This window comes from Micromonospora sp. NPDC000207 (assembly GCF_040300925.1).
Taxonomy (GTDB): Bacteria; Actinomycetota; Actinomycetes; order Mycobacteriales; family Micromonosporaceae; genus Micromonospora.
The window spans coordinates 34,916-53,051 of record NZ_JBEPEQ010000028.1; the positions used below are offsets into that span (position 1 = coordinate 34,916).

Here is an 18,136-nt window from a genome sequence, read left to right on the forward strand (position 1 = left end):
CGTCACTTCCCGGCGGGGGCGGGAGCGGGGGGCGTGGAGTCGGCGTCGAGCAGGACCCGACGGACGGCGGAGAGCAGCTGCCCGAACCCGAACCCGGCCAGCAGGACCCAGACCGCGCCGGCCATGGTGGCGGTACCGGCTGTCAGATCCGCCTGGATCATCCCGGCCAGCCCGGTCACCAGCAGCCCCACCAGGGCCACACAGACCCGGGTGGGCCGCTCTCCGACCGTCACCGCGCCGATCTCCCGCATCCCGGCCGAGACGGCGCGGGCCCGGACGTACTCGTGCAGCCAGGAGAGCGCGCCCCCGGCGACCACCAGCGCTCCCGGGGCGCCGAGCAGCCAGAACGCGAGCAGCCAGGCGACCTCGCCCAGTCGGTCGGCGACCGAGTCGTAGACGTAGCCGAGTCGGCTGGTCCGTCGGGTCGTCACCGCCACCGCGCCGTCGACGCTGTCGGCCACCGAGGCGAGGAGCACGAAGAACGCGCCGAGGAACGGTCCGTCTCCCGGGCGTCCCACGAGCAGCGGTACGCAGAAGCAGAGCAGCACCCCGGCCGCCGTGACAGCGGTGGGGGTCACCCGTAGCCGACCCAACACGTACCCGATGTGGTAGGCCAGGCGCAGCCAGCCACGGACCACCGGCGCCGCCGTCCGGGGGTCGAAACCGCCGTGCAGCCGCGCCCACTCGGTCGCGTACTCGTGCCAACTCAGCTGGGTGCCCACCACTGATCAACTATGGCAGCGCGGCGAAGGTGGCGTGGCCGGAGCCTCAGACTCGGCTGCCCACCTGGAGGTTCTGCCAGACCTCCCGGGTGGCGGTGGAGCGGTTGAGGGTGATGAAGTGGATCCCGGGCACCTCTTCGTCAAGCAGCCGTCGGCACATCTCGCTGGCCTGCTCGACGCCGAGCCGCCGGACCGCCTCCGGGTCGTCGCGGATCCGGTCGAACTGCTCGGCGAGAGCCGTCGGGAAGGGCGCACCGGACAACTGCACGGAACGCTCGATGGTGCGGATCTGGGTGACCGGCATCACCCCGGCCAGGATCGGCGTGTCGCAGCCCGCCGCCGCGACCCGGTCCCGCAGGCGCAGGTAGTCGTCGGCGTCGAAGAACATCTGGGTGATCGCGAAGTCGGCACCGGCCCGACACTTGCGGATGAAGTGCTCGGTGTCGCTGTCCACGTCCGCCGACCGGGGGTGTTTGTAGGGGAAGGCGGCCACTCCGACGCTGAAGTCGCCCGAGTCGCGGACCAGGCGGACCAGGTCCTCGGCGTAGAGCACCCCCTCGGGGTGGCGTACCCAGTCCCCGGTCGGGTCGCCCGGCGGGTCACCCCGGACCGCGAGGACGTTGCGCACCCCCACCCCGGCGAGCCGGCCCACGACGTTGCGCAGCTCGGCGACGGAGTGGTTGACAGCGGTCAGGTGGGCCATCGGGAGCAGCGTCGTCTCGGTGGCCACCCGCTCGGTGACCGCGACGGTGGTGTCCCGGGTCGTGCCGCCCGCGCCGTAGGTGATCGACACGAACGACGGACGCAGCGACTCCAGCTCCCGGATCGCCTGCCAGAGCAGTTTCTCGCCCTGCTCGGTCTTGGGTGGGAAGAACTCGAACGAGAAGGTCTGGCCGGCACGGACCAGCTCCCCGATCGCCGGTTGCGGGGGAAGGACCGAGGGAAGACCGAGTGCCACGTCTCGACTCTAGCCGTAATCCCCATCGACGCCAGGACCGTCCCACGCCCGCCGCCGTCGGCGGCCGTACCGGTCGAGCCGCGCGTCGCACGGGTGGTGACGCGCCAGGACCGACCGGGACCGGATAGCGTCGTGGCGTGACCCACGCTGCTCCTGTTTCCCCCGTCGACCGCGCTGACCTCCGCCACCGCATCGACAAGGCCCTGACGGAGTTCCTCACCAACCAGCGGGTCTGGATGGCCGGGGTCGACGCCGCCCTGAACCCGGTGGCCGAGGCGATCGAGGCGTTCGTGCTGGGTGGCGGCAAGCGGCTCCGGCCGGCCTTTGCCTACTGGGGCTTCCGAGGTGCCGGCGGCACCGACTCCGACCAGGTGGTGACAGCCCTCGCCGCGCTGGAGTTCGTCCAGGCCAGCGCACTGATCCACGACGACCTGATGGACCGGTCGGAGACCCGGCGGGGGGTGCCGTCGGTGCACCGCCGGTTCGCCACCCGACACCGCGACTCCGGCTGGGGCGGGGACCCGGACGGCTTCGGCGAGGCGGCGGCGGTCCTCCTCGGCGACCTCTGCCTGGTCTGGTCGGACGAGTTGCTGCACTCGGCCGGGCTGCCCCCGCAGACCATCGCCCGGGCCCGGCCGGTCTTCGACCTGATGCGGACCGAGGTCACCGTCGGGCAGTACCTCGACGTGCTGACCCAGGCCACCGGGGACACCTCGCTGGAGCGCGCCGGCAAGGTCGCCAGGTACAAGTCGGCCAAGTACACGGTGGAGCGCCCCCTGCTGCTGGGGGCGGCGCTCGCCGACGCCCCGGAGGACGTCCGGACCGCCTACTCGGCGTACGGGCTGCCGTTGGGGGAGGCGTTCCAGCTGCGCGACGACGTCCTGGGGGTGTTCGGCGACCCGGCGCAGACCGGCAAGCCCGCCGGCGACGACCTGCGCGAGGGGAAGCGGACCTACCTGATCGCGGCGGCGGCCGAGGCGCTCGACGCCGCCGACCGGGAGGTGCTGCTCGGTCGGCTCGGCGACTCCGCGTTGGGCGAGGCGGGGGTGGCCCGGCTGCGGGAGCTGATCGTGACCAGCGGGGCGTTGGAGCGCACCGAGCAGCGGATCGTCACCCTGACCGACGCCGCGCTCGCCGCCCTGGCCGCCGTCGACCTCGGCACCGAGGCCCGCCAGGCCCTGGTCGACCTGGCCATCGCCGCCACCCGCCGGGCGGACTGAGCCGGTCCGCGACCGCCCGCCCGACGCCGACCCGTCCTCCGACTCCGACCCGTCCGACGGACGCCGACCCGACCCGACCGGGGGACGCAGACGGACGCCGACCCGGGCCGGGGGACGCAGACGGCGGGATCGACACGGGGGTGGCGGGCAGCCCGGGTCCCGCCGGTCGTCAGAAGCCGAGCGCCTGGGCGCGGCGCTTGACCTCCCTCGCCTGGGGGCCGCCGAGCGCGGCGGCCGGGGTGCCGGAGAGGGTGTCGTCGGCCTCGTAGAGCCAGCGCAGCATCGCCTCGTCGTCGTAGCCCGCGTCGGTGAGCAGGTGGATCACCCCGGGCAGGTGCTTGCGCACCGTCGGGTTGGCGACCAGGTCGGCGGGGACCCGGCGGACCCCGTCACGGCGGAAGGCCAGCAGCTCACGATCCCGGATCAGCTGGTGGACCTTGCTGATCGACAGGTCGAGCCGCTCGGCGACGTCGGGCAGCGTCAGCCACGCGGCGGGGTCGGCGGGGCCGGGGAGGTCGGAGTCGGCCGGGGCGGCGTCGGCGGGTACGGGTTCACTCACCCGATCACCCTGCCACGCGCCGCCGTCCGGCCGCCATCGGCACCCCGGACGAGCCCGAACGCCGTCGTCCCGCTCGGCCGTCCGGCGCCGGAAACGCACCTGTCGTACCGACTGTGACCTGCCCGGACGCGTCGGGACTCCGGATGTCGCCCCCGGGGCGTAGCATCCTGTACCACCTTCCCCTTACGGAGACTTACACTTCTCGCCGATGGACACACAGGTCGCCGACACACTCCTGGGCTCGCTGCTCGACGGGCGCTACCGCATTCGCAGTCGCGTAGCCCGTGGTGGCATGGCGACCGTCTACACCGCCACCGACGAGCGCCTTGAGCGCACGGTGGCCGTCAAGATCATCCACCCGACCCAGGCGCCCGACGCCCGGGACCGGGGTCCCGGATTCGTCCGGCGGTTCACCGACGAGGCGAAGACGATCGCCCGGCTGACCCACCCCAACGTGGTCGCCGTCTACGACCAGGGCATCCACAACGGCCTGCCCTACCTGGTCATGGAGTACGTCAGGGGGCGGACGCTGCGTGAGGTCCTCGCCGAGCGCCGCCGGTTGAACCCGGACGAGGCGTTGGCGATCACCGAGCAGATGCTCGCCGCCCTCACCGCCGCGCACCGGGCGGGACTCGTGCACCGGGACGTCAAACCGGAGAACGTGCTCGTCGCCGAGGCCCCGACCGGGGGCGTGGCCAACCTGGTCGACGGGGTGGTGAAGGTCGCCGACTTCGGGCTGGCCCGGGCCGTCGAGGCCAGCGCGGACGAGGCCAGCGGCAACCAGTTGATGGCCACCGTCGCGTACGTCGCACCGGAGCTGGTCACCGAGGGCCGGGCAGACGCCCGCAGTGACGTCTACTCCGCAGGGATCGTGCTGTTCGAGATGGTCACCGGCCGGGTGCCGTACGAGGGCAACCGACCCGTCGACGTCGCCTGGCAGCACGTCGACCGGGACGTACCCGCCCCGTCGACACTGGTGCCGGCCCTGCCCCGGGCTGTCGACGACCTCGTGGCACGGGCCACCCGACGGGAACCCGGTGCCCGGCCCACCGACGCCGGTGCGCTCCTGTCCGAGGTGCAGACGGCCCGGGAGGACCTGGGCGACCCGAACACCCAGACGGCTGTCATCCGGCGGATCACCGACGTCCCGCCGATGGCCGAGCCGACAATGGCGGTGGCGGCGCTGCAACCGGCTCAGCGACCCACCTGGGCCCGGCTGCCGGAGCAGGAGAGCCGCCCGCACCGACGCCGGGCGACCCCGTCCGGCGGCCTCGGTGAGAGGTTGCAGGCGGTCCGGGCGAAGATCGCCGCCGGGTCACAGGGCCGGCTCGGCATCGCCGCCGTCATCGTGGTCCTGGGACTGGTGGCCGCCGTCGGTGGCTGGTGGTTCGGGGTGGGCCGCTACACGGTCGCCCCCGAGCTCGTCGCGCTGACGAAGGCGCAGGCGGAGGCGCAGGCCGCGCGGGGCGGCTTCACCGTCGTCTACGACGATCCGCAGTTCCACCCGGAGGTGCCCCGCGACGGGGTGGTCCGACAGGAGCCCGCCTCGGCGGGACGGGTCCTCAAGGGCGGCCGGATCACCCTCACCCTCTCCCTCGGTCCGGAGAGCTTCCCCGTCCCCGACGTGGTCGGCAAGGACTTCGACCTGGCCGAGACGGACCTGCTCAACGCCCGGTTGGTTATCGAGAAGGGCAACGCCCGGTACGACGACAGCCTCCCGGAGGGGGTGGTCGTGGCGACCGACCCCAAGGCCGGTGAGGAGGTCCGACCGGACACGAAGATCACCGTGATCCTCAGCAAGGGTCGGGCGCCGATCACGGTGCCGAACCTGGTCGGCAAGAACCTCAACGAGGCCCGGTCGACCCTGTCCGGCCTCGGCCTCGAAGTGACCGAGGAGTACACGGACTCCGACAAGCCACGCGACGAGGTCCTCGACCAGGACCCGAAGAACGGGGCCGGGGTCGAGAAGGACGCCAAGGTCAAGCTCAAGGTCAGCAAGGGGCCACCGCAGGTGGCGGTGCCGAGGGTGGTCGACCTGCCCTGCCAGGAGGCGAAGCAGCAGTTGGAGAGTCAGGGCTTCCCGGTGGCTGTGCAGTTCAACCCGAACGGCACGGTCCGGTTCCAGAACCCGGGCGAGAACTCGCAGGTGCCCTCGGGCACCCAGATCACCATCGGATGCTTCTGACATGACCGAGCACAGACCGGTCGGCTCGCACACCCCGACCTCCGGCGGACTGGCCAAGGCGGCTCTGCCGTACGCGGACGAGATCGGCTCCGAGGTGGTCCAGGTCTACGTGGCCAACTCCCGGGGCTGGGCGCTGCCGCCCGGTGATCCCGGGCAGGACGCACTGTTCCGGGCCGGCTGCGCCGAGCGGGGCCTGCCGGTGTTCATCCACGCCAGCCTGCTGGTCAACCTCGGCTCCCCCACCCCCGAGACGGTCCGCAGGTCGACCGAGGCCCTGGCGCACGGGCTGCGTCGGGGAGCCGCGATCGGGGCCGCCGGGGTGGTCTTCCACGCCGGCAGCGCCGTCGACGCCGGGCACGCCGAGGCGGCGATGCAGCAGGTCCGGGCCGCGCTCCTGCCGCTGCTTGACGAGGCGATGGCCACCGGGGGTCCCCGGCTCCTGGTCGAGCCGAGCGCGGGCGGCGGGCGGTCGCTCGCCTCCCGGGTGGAACACCTCGGGCCGTACCTGGACGCTGTGGACCGGCACCCCTGGATGGGGGTCTGCTTCGACACCTGTCACGCCTGGGCGGCGGGCCACGACCTGGCCGCCGAAGGCGGGATGACCCGGACCCTGGACACGTTGGTGGCCACCGTCGGGGCCGAACGGCTGCGCCTGGTGCACGCCAACGACTCGAAGGACCTCTGCGGCTCCACCCGGGACCGCCACGAGTCGATCGGCAAGGGTTCCATCGGGGAGCCGGCCTTCGCCGAACTGATGACCCACCCCGCCACCGCCGGGGTGCCGGTCCTGGTCGAGACGCCCAGCGGCGACCGGAACGAGGGGCACGCCGCCGACATCGCGGTGCTCAAGCGCCTGCGGCCCTGACCCTGCGGGAGCGTCTGCGGCCCTGACCCGGCGGGGCGGCGACACCCACCCCGCCGGGGACCGGACGGATCAGCCCCGCAGGATGCGGGTCAACACCTCGGCCGCGTGCTCAACGCCCGCGTCGTCGAGGTCAAGGTGGGTGACGAGGCGGGCGACGCTCGGCCCGAGGACCGAGATCAGCACCCCCTCGGCGCGGGCCGCAGCCGCCACGGCCGGTGCGTCGAGCGCCGACTTGGACAGATCCAGCGGTACGAGGTTGGTGCGGACCGGGGCGGCGAGCACCCCGAACGGGGCGACCGCCTCGGCCAGCCGGGCCGCCCGTACGTGGTCCTCGGCGAGGCGGTCGACGTGGTGGTCCAGGGCGTACCGGCCGGCGGCGGCGAGCACACCTGCCTGACGCATGCCGCCCCCCATCCGCTTACGGATCACCCGGGCCCGCTCGATTCTCTCGACACTGCCGACCACCACCGACCCGATCGGCGCCCCGAGCCCCTTCGACAGGCACACCGACAGGGTGTCGAAGATCAGGCCGTACTCCCGCAGGCCGACGCCGTCGGCGACGTGGGCGTGCCAGATCCGGGCCCCGTCACAGTGCAGGGCGATCCCGGAGTCGTCGGCGACCCGACGCAGCTCCCGCAGGGTGTCCAGTGGGATCACCCCGCCGCCACCCCGGTTGTGGGTCTGCTCGACGGCGATCGCCCGGGTCGGCACCGCGTGGTAGCCCGCCGGGCGGATCATGGCGGTCACCGTCACCGGGTCGATGTCCGCCCCCGCCGGTGACCAGGTCCGGGAGGAGATCCCCCCGTACGCGGCGGCGGCCCCCATCTCGTACGTCACCACGTGCGCGTCGGCGTCGCAGAGCAACTCCTCGCCGGGCGACACCAGCAGTTGCAGGGCGATCTGGTTCGCCATCGACCCGGACGGGGCGAACATCGCCGCCTCGTGCCCGAACATCGCCGCGACCTGGGCCTCCAGCGCGTTGACGGTCGGGTCCTCGCCGTACACGTCGTCGCCGACGTCAGCCCCGGCCATCGCCGCCCGCATCCCCGGGGTCGGCCGGGTCACCGTGTCCGAACGCAGATCGACAGTCACAAGATCATCCTTCCGTCACCACAGCACCACCCTTCCGGGGGCCGACTATGGGGCTCACAAGCTCACTCCTCGCGTCACCCACAGCACCAACCCTCCGGGCACCGACTGCGGGGCTCACAAAGCTCACTCCTCGCGTCACCCACAGCACCAACCCTCCGGGCACCGACTGCGGGGCTCACAAGCTCACTCCTCGCGTCACCCACAGCACCAACCCTCCGGGCACCGACTGCGGGGCTCACAAGCTCACTCCTCGCGTCACCCACAGCACCAACCCTCCGGGCGCCGACTGCGGGGCTCGCAAGCTCACTCCTCGCGTCACCCTCGGAGCATCTCCGCGACGAGGAAGGCCAGTTCCAGCGACTGCTGGGTGTTCAGGCGCGGGTCGCAGGCGGTCTCGTACCGGCCGGGCAGGTCGAGGTCGGCGATGTTCTGCGCCCCGCCGAGGCACTCGGTGACGTCCTCACCCGTCAGCTCGACGTGCAGGCCACCGGGGTGGGTCTCCAGGCCCCGGTGCACCTCGAAGTAGCCGAGCACCTCGTCGACGATCCGGTCGAAGTGCCGGGTCTTGTAGCCGTTCGACGACTCGTGGGTGTTGCCGTGCATCGGGTCGCACTGCCAGACCACCTTGGCACCGGACGCGTGGACCTTGGCGACGATCGCCGGCAGGACGTCGCGCACCTTGTGGTTGCCCATCCGGCTGATCAGCGTGAGGCGACCGGGGATGTTGTCCGGGTTGAGCTTCTCGCACAGCTCGATCGCCTCGTCGGGCTTGGTCCCCGGACCGATCTTGACCCCGATCGGGTTGGCGATCCGGGAGATGAAGTCGATGTGCGCGCCGTCGATCTGCCGGGTCCGCTCGCCGATCCAGAGGAAGTGCCCGGACAGGCCGTACGCCCGGTTGTCGGAGACCCGGGTGAGAGCCCGGTCGTACTCCAGCGCCAGGGCCTCGTGGGAGCAGTAGAGGGTGACCCGCCGCAGGGCCTCGTCGTTCGTCATCCCGCAGGCCCTGATGAAGGCCATGGCCCGGTCGATCTCCCGGGCGATCGCCTCGTACCGCTCCCCGGCCGGGGAGTTGCGCACGAAGCCCTTGTTCCAGTCGTGCACGGCGTGCAGGTCGGCCAGTCCTCCGGCGAGGTACGCCCGGAGCATGTTCATCGCGGCGGCGGAGTTCGCGTACGCCCGGATCATGCGCTGGGGGTCGGCGACCCGGGCCTCCGGGGTCGCCTCCAGCGAGTTGATCATGTCCCCGCGGTACGCGGGAAGCCCTCGGGCGTCGGTCGGCAGCGAGCGGGGCTTGGTGTACTGCCCGGCGACCCGGGCGACCTTCACCACCGGCAGGGACGCGCCGTAGGTGAGGACGATCGCCATCTGGAGCAGGGTGCGGGAGTTGGCCAGCAGATGGCTTTCCGTGTTGTCGGCGAAGGTCTCGGCGCAGTCACCGCCCTGGAGCAGGAACGCCTTGCCCTCGCAGACCAGGGCGAGGCGCTGCCGGAGCTCGTCGACCTCGTACGGGGCGACGACCGAGGGCACTGTGTCGAGCACCCGGCAGACCTCGGCGACCTGGGTCTGGTCCGGCCACGGCGGGGTCTGTGCACGGGGCAGGTCCCGCCAGCGGTCCAGGCCGAGGGCGGCGTCCTCGGTGTCCACCGTCGGTCGGCTGGTCTGCAGGCCGGGGTTGTCCACCCCGGGATGGCTCAGCTGGTGCCACTCTTGGCGCATGTCGAAAGCGTACGGCGAACGGGTCCGATCGCCACGCCGAGGGGGACGGTTCCGGCAGATGAGACGACCCGCACAAGCCCGGCAGGTCAGCCCGGGGCGTCGTTGAGGTCGGGATCGTCGGCGGCGGTCCCGACCGTCGGGCCGGCGGTCTTCGGAGGGGCGGCCGGGGCGTCCGACGCCTGCGGACTCGCGGTGGCCGGGGTTTCCGACGCCTGCGGGCTCGGAGTGCCCGGCGCCTCACCGGAGATGCACCAGTCGGCCCCGCTGCGGGTGACCGTGAACTCCAGCGCCCGTACCACCTGCCTGGTGCCCACCGTCACAGTCAGAACGGTGTCGACCTGCTGCCCGCGCGGGCCGCGTCGGACGTCGGTGATCGCGACGTCGGAGACCTCGAAGTGGTCGGCGAAGTCCCCGTTCGGCCCGGTGGCGCCCGCGTCGAAGGCGTCGTACAGCGGGGTGCAGAGCTGGTTACGCCCGGCGGCGACGTCCTTGGCGACCATCGCGTCGAGGTAGGCCTGGACCCGTTCGCGGGACTTCGCGTCGACGTCCTCGCTCGGTGTGGGGCTCGGCCGGGCGTCGGGGTCGTCCCCGCCGAGAGCGCACCCGAAGAGCGCGCCGGGCAACAGCACGAGCGTGGCGACGGCCACCGCCGCCCTCCCGGTCTCCACCCGCATCGGTCCTCCCGTCGGTGTCGCCTGGGGCCGAAGCGACGCGACGGGGTCGTCCCGACTCGCTCCGTGACAGCGAGTTTGGCACATCGACCCACTTGCATCGACACGCCTCGACGGCGGACACTTTTTGTTAACTTTCCTAACAGTGGAGGTCGTCATGAGACGACGTCGCAAGGCCCTGATCGCCACCACCCTCGGTGTCCTCCCCACGGCGCTGGCCGTCGGCCTGACCGGCTCGGCGGCGGCGCACGGCAGCATGCAGTCGCCGGCCAGCCGGACGTACACCTGCTTCCTGGAGGGGGCGGAGACCCCCGACTCCGCCGCCTGCCGCGCGGCCGTGGCCACCGGCGGCACCCAGGCGGTGTACGACTGGCACGAGGTGAACATCGCCAACGCCGCCGGCAACCACCGGCAGCTCATCCCGGACGGCCGCCTGTGCAGCGCCAACCGCGACAAGTACCGGGGGTTCGACCTGGCCCGCGCCGACTGGCCGGCGACCGCACTGCCCTCCGGCGGCACGTGGAACTTCGCCTACCGCGCCACGGCCCCGCACCGGGGCACCTTCACGCTCTACCTGACCCGGACCGGGTACGACCCGACCCGCCCGCTGACCTGGGCCGACCTGGAGGTGTTCCACACCGCCACCGACCCGGCGCTCACCGACGGCTCCTACCGGATGACCGCCCGGGTGCCGCAGCGCTCCGGCCGGCACCTGGTCTACTCGATCTGGCAGCGCTCGGACAGCCCCGAGGCCTTCTACACCTGCTCCGACGTCACCTTCGGAGGCACCCCACCGACCACCCCGCCCCCGCCGACCACCGCACCGCCCACCACCGCACCGCCGCCGACCACTCCCCCGCCGACCACCGCACCGCCGACCGGCGTTCCGGCCTGGCGGGCGGGGACCGCGTACGCCGTCGGCGACCAGGTCGGCCACGCCGGCCGGACGTACCGGTGCCGCCAGGCGCACACGGCCCTGGTCGGGTGGGAGCCGCCGACCACCCCCGCCCTCTGGCTCGTCGGATAGCAGCGGGCCCCTCGCCGACGCGAACCGTCGACGAGGGGCCCCTGATGCGAGCGGCCGGCCGGATCAGCCCAGACCGGAGCGGATCGCGCCGATCAGTTCACCGTTGCCGGTGTCCCCGGAGAGCTCCCAGAAGAAGGCCCCGCCGAGTCCCTGGTTCTTCGCGTACGTCATCTTCCCGCCGATGGTCTGCGGGGTGTCGTAGCTCCACCAGTTGCTGCCGCACTTGGCGTACGCCGTACCGCCGACGGTGCCGGTGGCCGGGCAGGTGTTCTTGAGTACCTTGTAGTCCTCGATGCCCTGCTCGTAGGTGCCCGGTGCCGGTCCGGTGGCGGTCCCGCCCGGCGCGGTCTGGGTCACCCCGGTCCAGCCCCGGCCGTAGAAGCCGATGCCGAGCAGCAGCTTGTTGGCCGGGATGCCCTTGCTCTTGAGCTTCTGGATCGCCGCGTCCGACCAGAACCCCTGCTGCGGAATGCCGGTGTACGAGGTCAGCGGTGAGTGCGGGGCGGTGGGTCCCTGCGGGCTGAACGCGCCGAAGTAGTCGTACGTCATCGGCATGATCCAGTTGAGGTGGGTCGCCGCTCCGGCGTAGTCGGCGGCGTCGATCTTTCCGCCGTTGCTGCCGTCCGCGGTGATGGCGGCGGTGACCAGCGCCGAGGAACCGAACTTGGACCGCACCGCGCCGACCACGTTCTTGAACGCCGCCGGCCCGCTGGCGTCACAGGTGAGGCCACAGGCGTTCGGGTACTCCCAGTCCAGGTCGATGCCGTCGAAGACGTCGGCCCAGCGCGGGTCCTCGACCAGGTTGTAGCAGCTCTCGGCGAAGGCGGTCGGGTTCTGCGCCGCCTGCGTGAAGCCACCGGACCAGGTCCAACCCCCGAAGGACCAGATCACCTTCAGGTGCGGGTGCATCTTCTTGAGCTTGCGCAGCTGGTTGAAGCTGCCGCGCAGCGGCTGGTCCCAGGTGTCGGCGACGCCGTCGACACTGTCGGCGGCGGTGTACGCCTTCTCGTAGTCGGCGTAGCTGTCCCCGATGGTGCACCGGCCTCCGGTGGTGTTGCCGAAGGCGTACAGGATGTGGGTCAGCTTGCCGGCGGACCCGCTGGTGTGGATGTTCTTCACGTGGTAGTTGCGGCCGTAGACGCCCCACTGCGCGAAGTAGCCGACGACCTTCTTGTTCGGGTCCGGCGGGGTGGTCGGCGGCGGGGTCGTCGGTGGGGGCGTGGTCGGCGGGGCGGTGGTCGGTGGCGGGGTGGTGGGCGGCGGGGTGCCGCCACCGCAGGCCGCGCCGTTGATGGTGCAGGTCACCGGGGCGCGGTAGGCCCCGGTCCCGTTGTAACCCCAGCTGAACGAGGCACCGGGGGCGAGACTGCCGGCCCAGCTCTTCTTGACCGCCACGTAGCGGTTGCCGCTGGCGGTCACGTCGGCGTCCCAGGAACTGGCGATCGTGGTACCGGCGGGCAGCTGGAACTCGATGCGCCAGGTCGCGAGGGTGCTGGTCGAGCTGTTGGTGATGGTCACCTTCGTCTCGTGACCGGTCCCCCAGTCCTGTGCCTTGGTGAAGGCGGCGGTGACCGAGCCGGCACCGGAGGCGGAGGTCATCGGGATCAGGGCGACGGTCACCGCCAGCACGGTGCCGAGCCAGAGGGCGCGGCGGAGCGGTCTGTTCATGACGCCTCTTCCTCTAACAGTTAGGAAGGTTTACTAATTTAGGGTGAGACGCTACTCACCAGTTCACCATTCCGTCAAGATGCATCTACTTCGATCTCCCGAGGTCGCGGAGGTGCGGGCGGGGAGCGGCCCGGCCGCCAACCCCGGCGGAGCCTCGCGCCGCCACCGCTCCCCCTCCCTGCCCACCCACGCACCGATCCACTCTGACCAGCGGAAATCCGACTCCTACCGGACGACCTCCGACCCCGGCTCGATCGATCGGATGTCGGACTCCCTGTCGACTTGCGTCGAAGTCCCACAGACGGGACTCTGGTTACCCACCGTGCACCCTGGACAGCTCTCCGGAGGCGTGATGCGTGTCCCCCGTACCCCGACCCGCCGGATCGGCGGCGTCGTCGCCACGTTGCTGCTCGGGGCGGGGCCCATCCTCACCCCCGTCGCGCCGGCCACCGCCGCGTCGCGGACCGGGCAGGAGAAGCCCGTCGGGTACGTCCGACTGGCCCACCTCTCCCCCGACACCCCCGCCGTCGACGTGTACCTCACCGCGCCCGACACCGACGAGCCGCAGGTCTTCCCCGCCGTCGGGTACGGAGTCGTCTCGCCGTACCTGCCCGTCCCACCCGGGCGGTACGCAGTGGCGATGCGGCCCGCCGGAGCCCCCGCCGACCAGAAGCCGGTGCTCACCACCGAGGTGGGGGTCCGGGCCGGGAAGGCGTACACGGTGGCCGGGGTGGGCCGGTACGCCGACCTCGGCCTGCGGGTCCTCGCCGACGACCTCAGCCCCCCACCCGCCGGACAGGCGAAGGTACGGGTGGTCCAGGCCTCCGTCCGAGCCCCCGTCCTGGACGTCGCCGCCGCCGACGGACCGGTGATCGCCGAGGGCGTCCAGTTCGCCACCACCACCGGATACCGGTCGGTCGACCCGGGTTCCTGGCGGCTACGGCTGGGCGGAACGAACGGCCCCCGCACCGACGCCCGGGTCACCCTCACCGACGGTGCCGTCTACTCCCTGCTGGTCCTCGACGCCGAGCGGGGCGGACTGACCACCGAACTCCGCGAGGACGCCTCGGACGCCGGGACCGTCGCTACCGGCGGGGTGGACGCCGAGACCGGCGGGCTCGGACTGCGGGGTCCCCGCAGCGGCTCCGGACCGGCCCCCGAAACCGGTGCCGCCGGGGACCACACCCCGAGCGCCGCCCCCCAGGCCGAGGCGGGTGACCGCTCCGGGGGGTCGGCAGGGCCCGCCGGAACGTACCAGTGGGTGGTGGGGGGTGTGGGCGCTGCCCTGCTGGTCGTCGGGGTACTGGCCCTCCGGCGACGACAGGGGCTCTCCGAGGCCCGCCGCCGACCCTCCACCCGGGATCACCGGTAGGCGCTCGATCGATTCCTACGCGTCAGCTCCGATCAGCACGAAGCATCCGCACGAGCACAACCCGCACGCGTGACCTCGGTGGCCACCGAGGCGACCTGAGCAAGGAGTTCGAGCGGCTCGGCAGCCAGGTCGATTGCATGACAGAGGATCGCGATCCCGGCGTTACGTACGACGTGCCGTGGCTGCGGGTGTTCGCCGGAGGCGTACACCAGATGCCCCCGAACCAGCCTGTAGGCGACGCAGTAGGCAAGCATCCTTAAGCCTACGGGCGGTGAGTATGAGCGAGCCACGACTCCTCGGGATCACTCACCGATCCCCACCTGTCGCCTTGCCGTCACCAGAGTTGCACCCGTCGCTGTTGACGGGAGTCCGTCCGGAAGATGCACCCGACGAAGGGTTATCCCCAACTGTCCACAGAGGTCGTACGGTGGCCCCGGCCGGTGGGTGCCGACCACGCGACCGATGACTCAAGATCTTCAGGCACGTGGCCCGTCGCGCCTCATCACCCCGACGCCCACATGCATCCGTACATCCGCATGACCGAACCAGGAGTCCCTATCGTGATCAACAGGTTCCCCGGCAACTGTGGCACATGCCGACGGCGGGTGGAGGCTGGAGCCGGACAGGCGATCAATCTCGGCAGCGGCTGGACCACCTACCACCATGACTGCGCACCGGTCGAGACGGCGCCACCGCCGGGCGACCACCGCGGGTGGCACGACATGCCGGTGGTGGGCTTCGACATCGAGACCACCGACGACGAGCCGATGGACGCCCGTATCGTCTCCGCCGCCTTGGTGTACTCCGATGGCACGACCGCAGAATGGCTCGTCAACCCGGGCGTGCCGATCCCGCCCCGCACCACCGAGATCCACGGGATCACCGACGAGATGGTGCGCAGCGCCGGAAGGCCGGCCGGGGAGGCGCTGGCCGAGTTGGGAGCGGCGATCGGAAAGGTGATCGCCGACGGCACGCCGCTCGTCGCCTTCTGCGCCCACTACGACGTCACGACGTTGCACGCCGAGCTGGCCCGGCACGCCCTTGCGCCGCTGGACTGGGACCGGGCCGTCGTCATCGACCCCTCGATCCTGCACCAGGAGGTCGAACCTCGCCGGTACGGCAGCCGGCAACTCGGCGACCTGTGCAGGTACTACGAGGTGGATCTCAGCTCCGCCCACGACGCCGCGAACGACGCCCGTGCCGCCGTCGAGATGGCCGTGTCGATCGCGGCCCGGCACGAACGCATCGCCCGGATGTTCCCTGACGCCCTCCACCGGGCGCAGATCACCTGGTACGCCGAGCAGAAACGAGAGCTTCAGGAGTACTTCGACCGGCAGGGCCGCGACGAGACGGTCAGCCTGGAGTGGCCGCTGGAGACCCGGCGACGCCGATAAGACCACCACTTCTCAGCCAGAACAGGGCGGGGCTAACGGCCTTCGGCCAGTTGAAGGGAGACCCGGTGCGCGAACCGGATCACCCGGCATCCGGCCAGGCCGCTCAAGACGTCGTCCACACCGAGCTTCGGCCGTCCGCCCCTGCCGGTGGCCTCTGCCTGCTGTACGACGATGTCCGCGATCCGTTCCGGGTCGTCCTCCAACAGCAGGCAGAGGAAGTCGTCCGGATGCAGCACCTCGATGGCGTACGGGGCGAGCGCATGGTCCGGGAAGTCACGGAGGTTGGCGGTGACGATCACCTCCGCATCGGCGGCGACGGCGGCGGCGAGCACATGGCGGTCCTTGGGGTCGTTGGTCATCTCGGGGATGAGCGACTCATAACCCGAGACCATCGCTCTCGGGAAGTGTTCCCGCATGACCTCGACCCTGCGTTCGGCCTTGGCACCCAGCACCGACGGCGGCAGGTTCCGGCGAACCTCGTCGAGGATCGCCCGGGTCCGGAGCGGGCGGTACAGGTCCTGCTCGGCGCAGCGCAGCAGGGTGTCGGCGAGCACGCTCGGCACGAGGACGCAGGCGTCCAGCACGGCAACGATCATCAGTGGGCAGTTACTCGTCCGGCTGGTCGCCCGACGACTGACGGCCACGACGAATCGCTTCGTCGTAGACGCCCATGTCGATCGCGTCCGCCGTCAACTCGTCCAACGCCTCACGGCGCCGGCAGCCGCCCTGGGCAGCGCTGCTCGACCGCACCCCAGAAGTGCTCGGCGGCCAGGTGGGCGTAGCGCAGGGTGACCGACCACGATGCGGCCAGACCGGCGGTCACGCGTCGGCCTGCTGACCGGCGGCGGTGCATCCGCTGGACGGCCCCAGCAGAGGAACTTCTCCAACTCGTGCAGCTGACTGTTGGCCAGCGCATTCATCGGATGAACGATGATCGCCTTTACTCCGGGTCGATACGTTCCGTCCGCCTTCGCCCGCAGCACCCGGTCGACGATCGGCACGATGTACGAAAGGCTCTTACCCGAGCCGGTGCCGGTGGTGAGCACGTAGCTGTGGCCTTCGCGGGCGGTCGTGATGGCTTCCCGCTGGTGTTGATGCAGCCGCAGGGGCTGGTTCCCCGGGTCACCGCTGTGCTCCTTGATCCGGAAGAGGCGCTCGACATGCTCTCTGACCCTAAGAATCGCAGGGGTCCACAGAACTCGATGTGAATTCCCGGTAGTCTCCGATGAGCTGATCACGCACACCGAAGACATCCACTCGTACTCCTCGCAGCCCACTCGTTGCGGATTGATCGGAAACCCGACTTTGTCCAGTAGGGAATAAGCGACCTCAGAGGGGGCGGCGGCCGGCGAAGCCGCAGTCGGCGCGGTGGTACCACCTGACGTCGGAGTCACCCTCCAGCCAGCACCAGAGCACCGCGCGGCCGTCACGTTCGCCGGGGAAGTCGAGCAGGACCGGGGCGATGCCCTTGACCTGGATGTCGTGCCCGTTCAGCTCTTCCAGCACGGCGTGCAGCCGCGCCTCCAGGGCCTTGACCTCGGCACGCCCGCCGAGCACGGAGACGCCGTGGTCGGCCAGGTCGGTGCGCAGCTCGGTCAGGTCGGCCCGGAGCCGGATCAGCTCGTCGATCCGGGGTCGCAGGGTGGAGACCAGGGACCTGGCCTGGGCGAGGGTGAACACCGGGCCAGTATGCGGTATCGGTCACCGTCGCAGGTACCGCCCCGGCTCAGTCGGACTGGGCGGCCAGCTCTCGGGCCCGGTCCCGGGCAGCCTCCAGGGCGGCCAGGAGCGCCGCGCGTACGCTGTGTCGCTCCAGTTCCCGGATGGCGGAGATGGTGGTGCCGGCGGGCGAGGTGACCGCTTCGCGCAGCTTCACCGGGTGCTCCCCGGAGTCGCGCAGCATCACCGCCGAGCCGATCGCGGTCTGCACGATCAGTTCGTGTGCCACCTGCCGGGGCAGCCCGAGCAGGATGCCCGCGTCGACCATCGCCTCGACCAGCAGGTAGAAGTAGGCCGGCCCGGAGCCGGAGAGGGCGGTCACCGCGTCCTGCTGGGACTCGGGGACCCTGATGGTCACGCCCAGCGGGGTGAACATCTCCTCGGCCAGGGCCAGGTGCTCACCGGTGGCGTGGACGCCCGCCGAGATGGCGGTCATCGCCTCGTCCACCAGGGCCGGGGTGTTGGTCATCACCCGTACGACAGGGGTGCCCTCGGGGAGTCGACGGGCGAAGAAACCGGTCGGAAGGCCCGCGCAGAGGGAGATCACCAGCTTGTCGGTGGGGACCTTGGGGCCGATCTCCTCCAGCAGGGTGGCGGCGTCCTGCGGCTTGACGGCGACGGCGAGCACCTCGGCGGTCTCGACGGCGGTGTGGTTGTCGACCACCCGGATGCCGTACCGGGAGGCGAGCTCCTCGGCGCGCTCTGGTCGTCGGGCGGTGGCCAGCAGCCGGTCGGCCGGCCAACCCGAGCGGAGCAGCCCGGAGAGGACCAGCTCGCCGATCTTGCCCGCCCCGATCACCGCGACGGTGTGCACCGATTTCGCCATCGGTTCGTATCCCCCTGTCCGCCCTGTACCTGATCGGCGACGCGGCGGGCCGCCTCGGCCCCCCCCGGCCCCCGTGGGTCGCCGCACCAACCCAAGAAAACAACGGCCGCGGCGTACCCCACCACCGGGACCCGCTTAA

At 71.5% G+C, this 18,136-nt stretch carries 16 protein-coding genes and 1 pseudogene; 6 read left to right on the plus strand and 11 right to left on the minus strand.

From position 1 onward, the window contains the following. Positions 1-2: 2 nt before the first annotated feature. Positions 3-725 (minus strand): CDP-alcohol phosphatidyltransferase family protein, encoded by a 723-nt coding sequence (locus ABT336_RS09660; protein WP_350896095.1) that lies wholly within the window; start codon positions 723-725, stop codon positions 3-5. A 43-nt stretch (positions 726-768) separates the two neighbouring features. Next, a complete protein-coding gene (metF, locus tag ABT336_RS09665; protein ID WP_350896096.1) occupies positions 769-1,680 on the minus strand; it encodes a methylenetetrahydrofolate reductase [NAD(P)H] in 912 nt (303 codons plus the stop codon). Between the two features lie 137 nt (positions 1,681-1,817). Between metF and ABT336_RS09670 the strand changes: the two genes are divergently transcribed. Further along, entirely contained in the window at positions 1,818-2,900 is a 1,083-nt protein-coding gene (locus ABT336_RS09670; protein ID WP_350896097.1) for a polyprenyl synthetase family protein, read from the plus strand. A 169-nt stretch (positions 2,901-3,069) separates the two neighbouring features. On the opposite strand, the gene ABT336_RS09675 is transcribed toward ABT336_RS09670, so the two are convergent. Continuing rightward, positions 3,070-3,459: an Rv2175c family DNA-binding protein gene (locus tag ABT336_RS09675; RefSeq protein WP_350896098.1), complete on the minus strand. Its 390-nt coding sequence runs from the start codon at positions 3,457-3,459 to the stop codon at positions 3,070-3,072. 208 nt (positions 3,460-3,667) lie between these two features. On the opposite strand from ABT336_RS09675, the gene pknB reads away from it, so the two are divergent. Together pknB and ABT336_RS09685 are read left to right on the plus strand one after the other, a co-directional pair. After that, entirely contained in the window at positions 3,668-5,644 is a 1,977-nt protein-coding gene (gene pknB, locus ABT336_RS09680; RefSeq protein WP_350896099.1) for a Stk1 family PASTA domain-containing Ser/Thr kinase, read from the plus strand. 1 nt (position 5,645) lies between these two features. Beyond that, on the plus strand, positions 5,646-6,509 hold the full coding sequence (locus ABT336_RS09685; protein WP_350896100.1) for a deoxyribonuclease IV: 864 nt from the start codon (positions 5,646-5,648) through the stop codon (positions 6,507-6,509). Positions 6,510-6,578: 69 nt separating this feature from the next. Here the strand turns inward: ABT336_RS09685 and ABT336_RS09690 are convergent, their stop codons facing one another. The 3 genes from ABT336_RS09690 to ABT336_RS09700 all read right to left on the minus strand — a co-directional run bounded on the left by ABT336_RS09690 (position 6,579) and on the right by ABT336_RS09700 (position 9,994). Beyond that, positions 6,579-7,601 carry a threonine aldolase family protein gene (locus ABT336_RS09690; RefSeq protein ID WP_350896101.1) on the minus strand — a complete coding sequence of 341 codons (1,023 nt, stop codon included), beginning with the start codon at positions 7,599-7,601 and terminating at the stop codon, positions 6,579-6,581. A gap of 315 nt (positions 7,602-7,916) precedes the next feature. Then, on the minus strand, positions 7,917-9,320 hold the full coding sequence (locus ABT336_RS09695) for a class II 3-deoxy-7-phosphoheptulonate synthase (protein WP_350896102.1): 1,404 nt from the start codon (positions 9,318-9,320) through the stop codon (positions 7,917-7,919). A gap of 86 nt (positions 9,321-9,406) precedes the next feature. Further along, complete coding sequence (locus ABT336_RS09700; protein ID WP_350896103.1) at positions 9,407-9,994, minus strand: hypothetical protein; 588 nt, start codon at positions 9,992-9,994, stop codon at positions 9,407-9,409. A gap of 154 nt (positions 9,995-10,148) precedes the next feature. Here ABT336_RS09700 and ABT336_RS09705 point away from each other — a divergent pair, with 154 nt between their 5' ends. Next, positions 10,149-11,018, plus strand: a complete 870-nt coding sequence (locus tag ABT336_RS09705; protein WP_350896104.1) for a lytic polysaccharide monooxygenase auxiliary activity family 9 protein — start codon at positions 10,149-10,151, stop codon at positions 11,016-11,018. Positions 11,019-11,081: 63 nt separating this feature from the next. Here ABT336_RS09705 and ABT336_RS09710 read toward each other — a convergent pair whose 3' ends face one another. Further along, positions 11,082-12,686 carry a glycosyl hydrolase family 18 protein gene (locus ABT336_RS09710; protein WP_350896105.1) on the minus strand — a complete coding sequence of 535 codons (1,605 nt, stop codon included), beginning with the start codon at positions 12,684-12,686 and terminating at the stop codon, positions 11,082-11,084. Between the two features lie 352 nt (positions 12,687-13,038). Between ABT336_RS09710 and ABT336_RS09715 the strand changes: the two genes are divergently transcribed. Both ABT336_RS09715 and ABT336_RS09720 read left to right on the plus strand, forming a co-directional pair. Then, positions 13,039-14,058 (plus strand): DUF4397 domain-containing protein, encoded by a 1,020-nt coding sequence (locus ABT336_RS09715; RefSeq protein ID WP_350896106.1) that lies wholly within the window; start codon positions 13,039-13,041, stop codon positions 14,056-14,058. A gap of 560 nt (positions 14,059-14,618) precedes the next feature. Further along, the gene (locus ABT336_RS09720; RefSeq protein ID WP_350896107.1) at positions 14,619-15,452 is read left to right on the plus strand and encodes an exonuclease domain-containing protein; all 834 of its coding nucleotides are present in this window, start codon (positions 14,619-14,621) and stop codon (positions 15,450-15,452) included. 32 nt (positions 15,453-15,484) lie between these two features. On the opposite strand, the gene ABT336_RS09725 is transcribed toward ABT336_RS09720, so the two are convergent. From ABT336_RS09725 to proC, 4 genes and pseudogenes are all read right to left on the minus strand, one after another. After that, the gene (locus tag ABT336_RS09725) at positions 15,485-16,048 is read right to left on the minus strand and encodes a PIN domain-containing protein (RefSeq protein ID WP_350896108.1); all 564 of its coding nucleotides are present in this window, start codon (positions 16,046-16,048) and stop codon (positions 15,485-15,487) included. A gap of 285 nt (positions 16,049-16,333) precedes the next feature. Continuing rightward, a pseudogene (locus ABT336_RS09730) lies at positions 16,334-16,705 on the minus strand (DEAD/DEAH box helicase); the annotation flags it as partial. Between the two features lie 76 nt (positions 16,706-16,781). Then, positions 16,782-17,132, minus strand: coding sequence for a DUF2203 domain-containing protein (locus tag ABT336_RS09735; RefSeq protein WP_350896109.1), 351 nt, complete (start codon positions 17,130-17,132; stop codon positions 16,782-16,784). Positions 17,133-17,178: 46 nt separating this feature from the next. Continuing rightward, positions 17,179-17,997 carry a pyrroline-5-carboxylate reductase gene (gene proC, locus ABT336_RS09740; RefSeq protein ID WP_350896110.1) on the minus strand — a complete coding sequence of 273 codons (819 nt, stop codon included), beginning with the start codon at positions 17,995-17,997 and terminating at the stop codon, positions 17,179-17,181. Between the last annotated feature and the right edge of the window lie 139 nt (positions 17,998-18,136).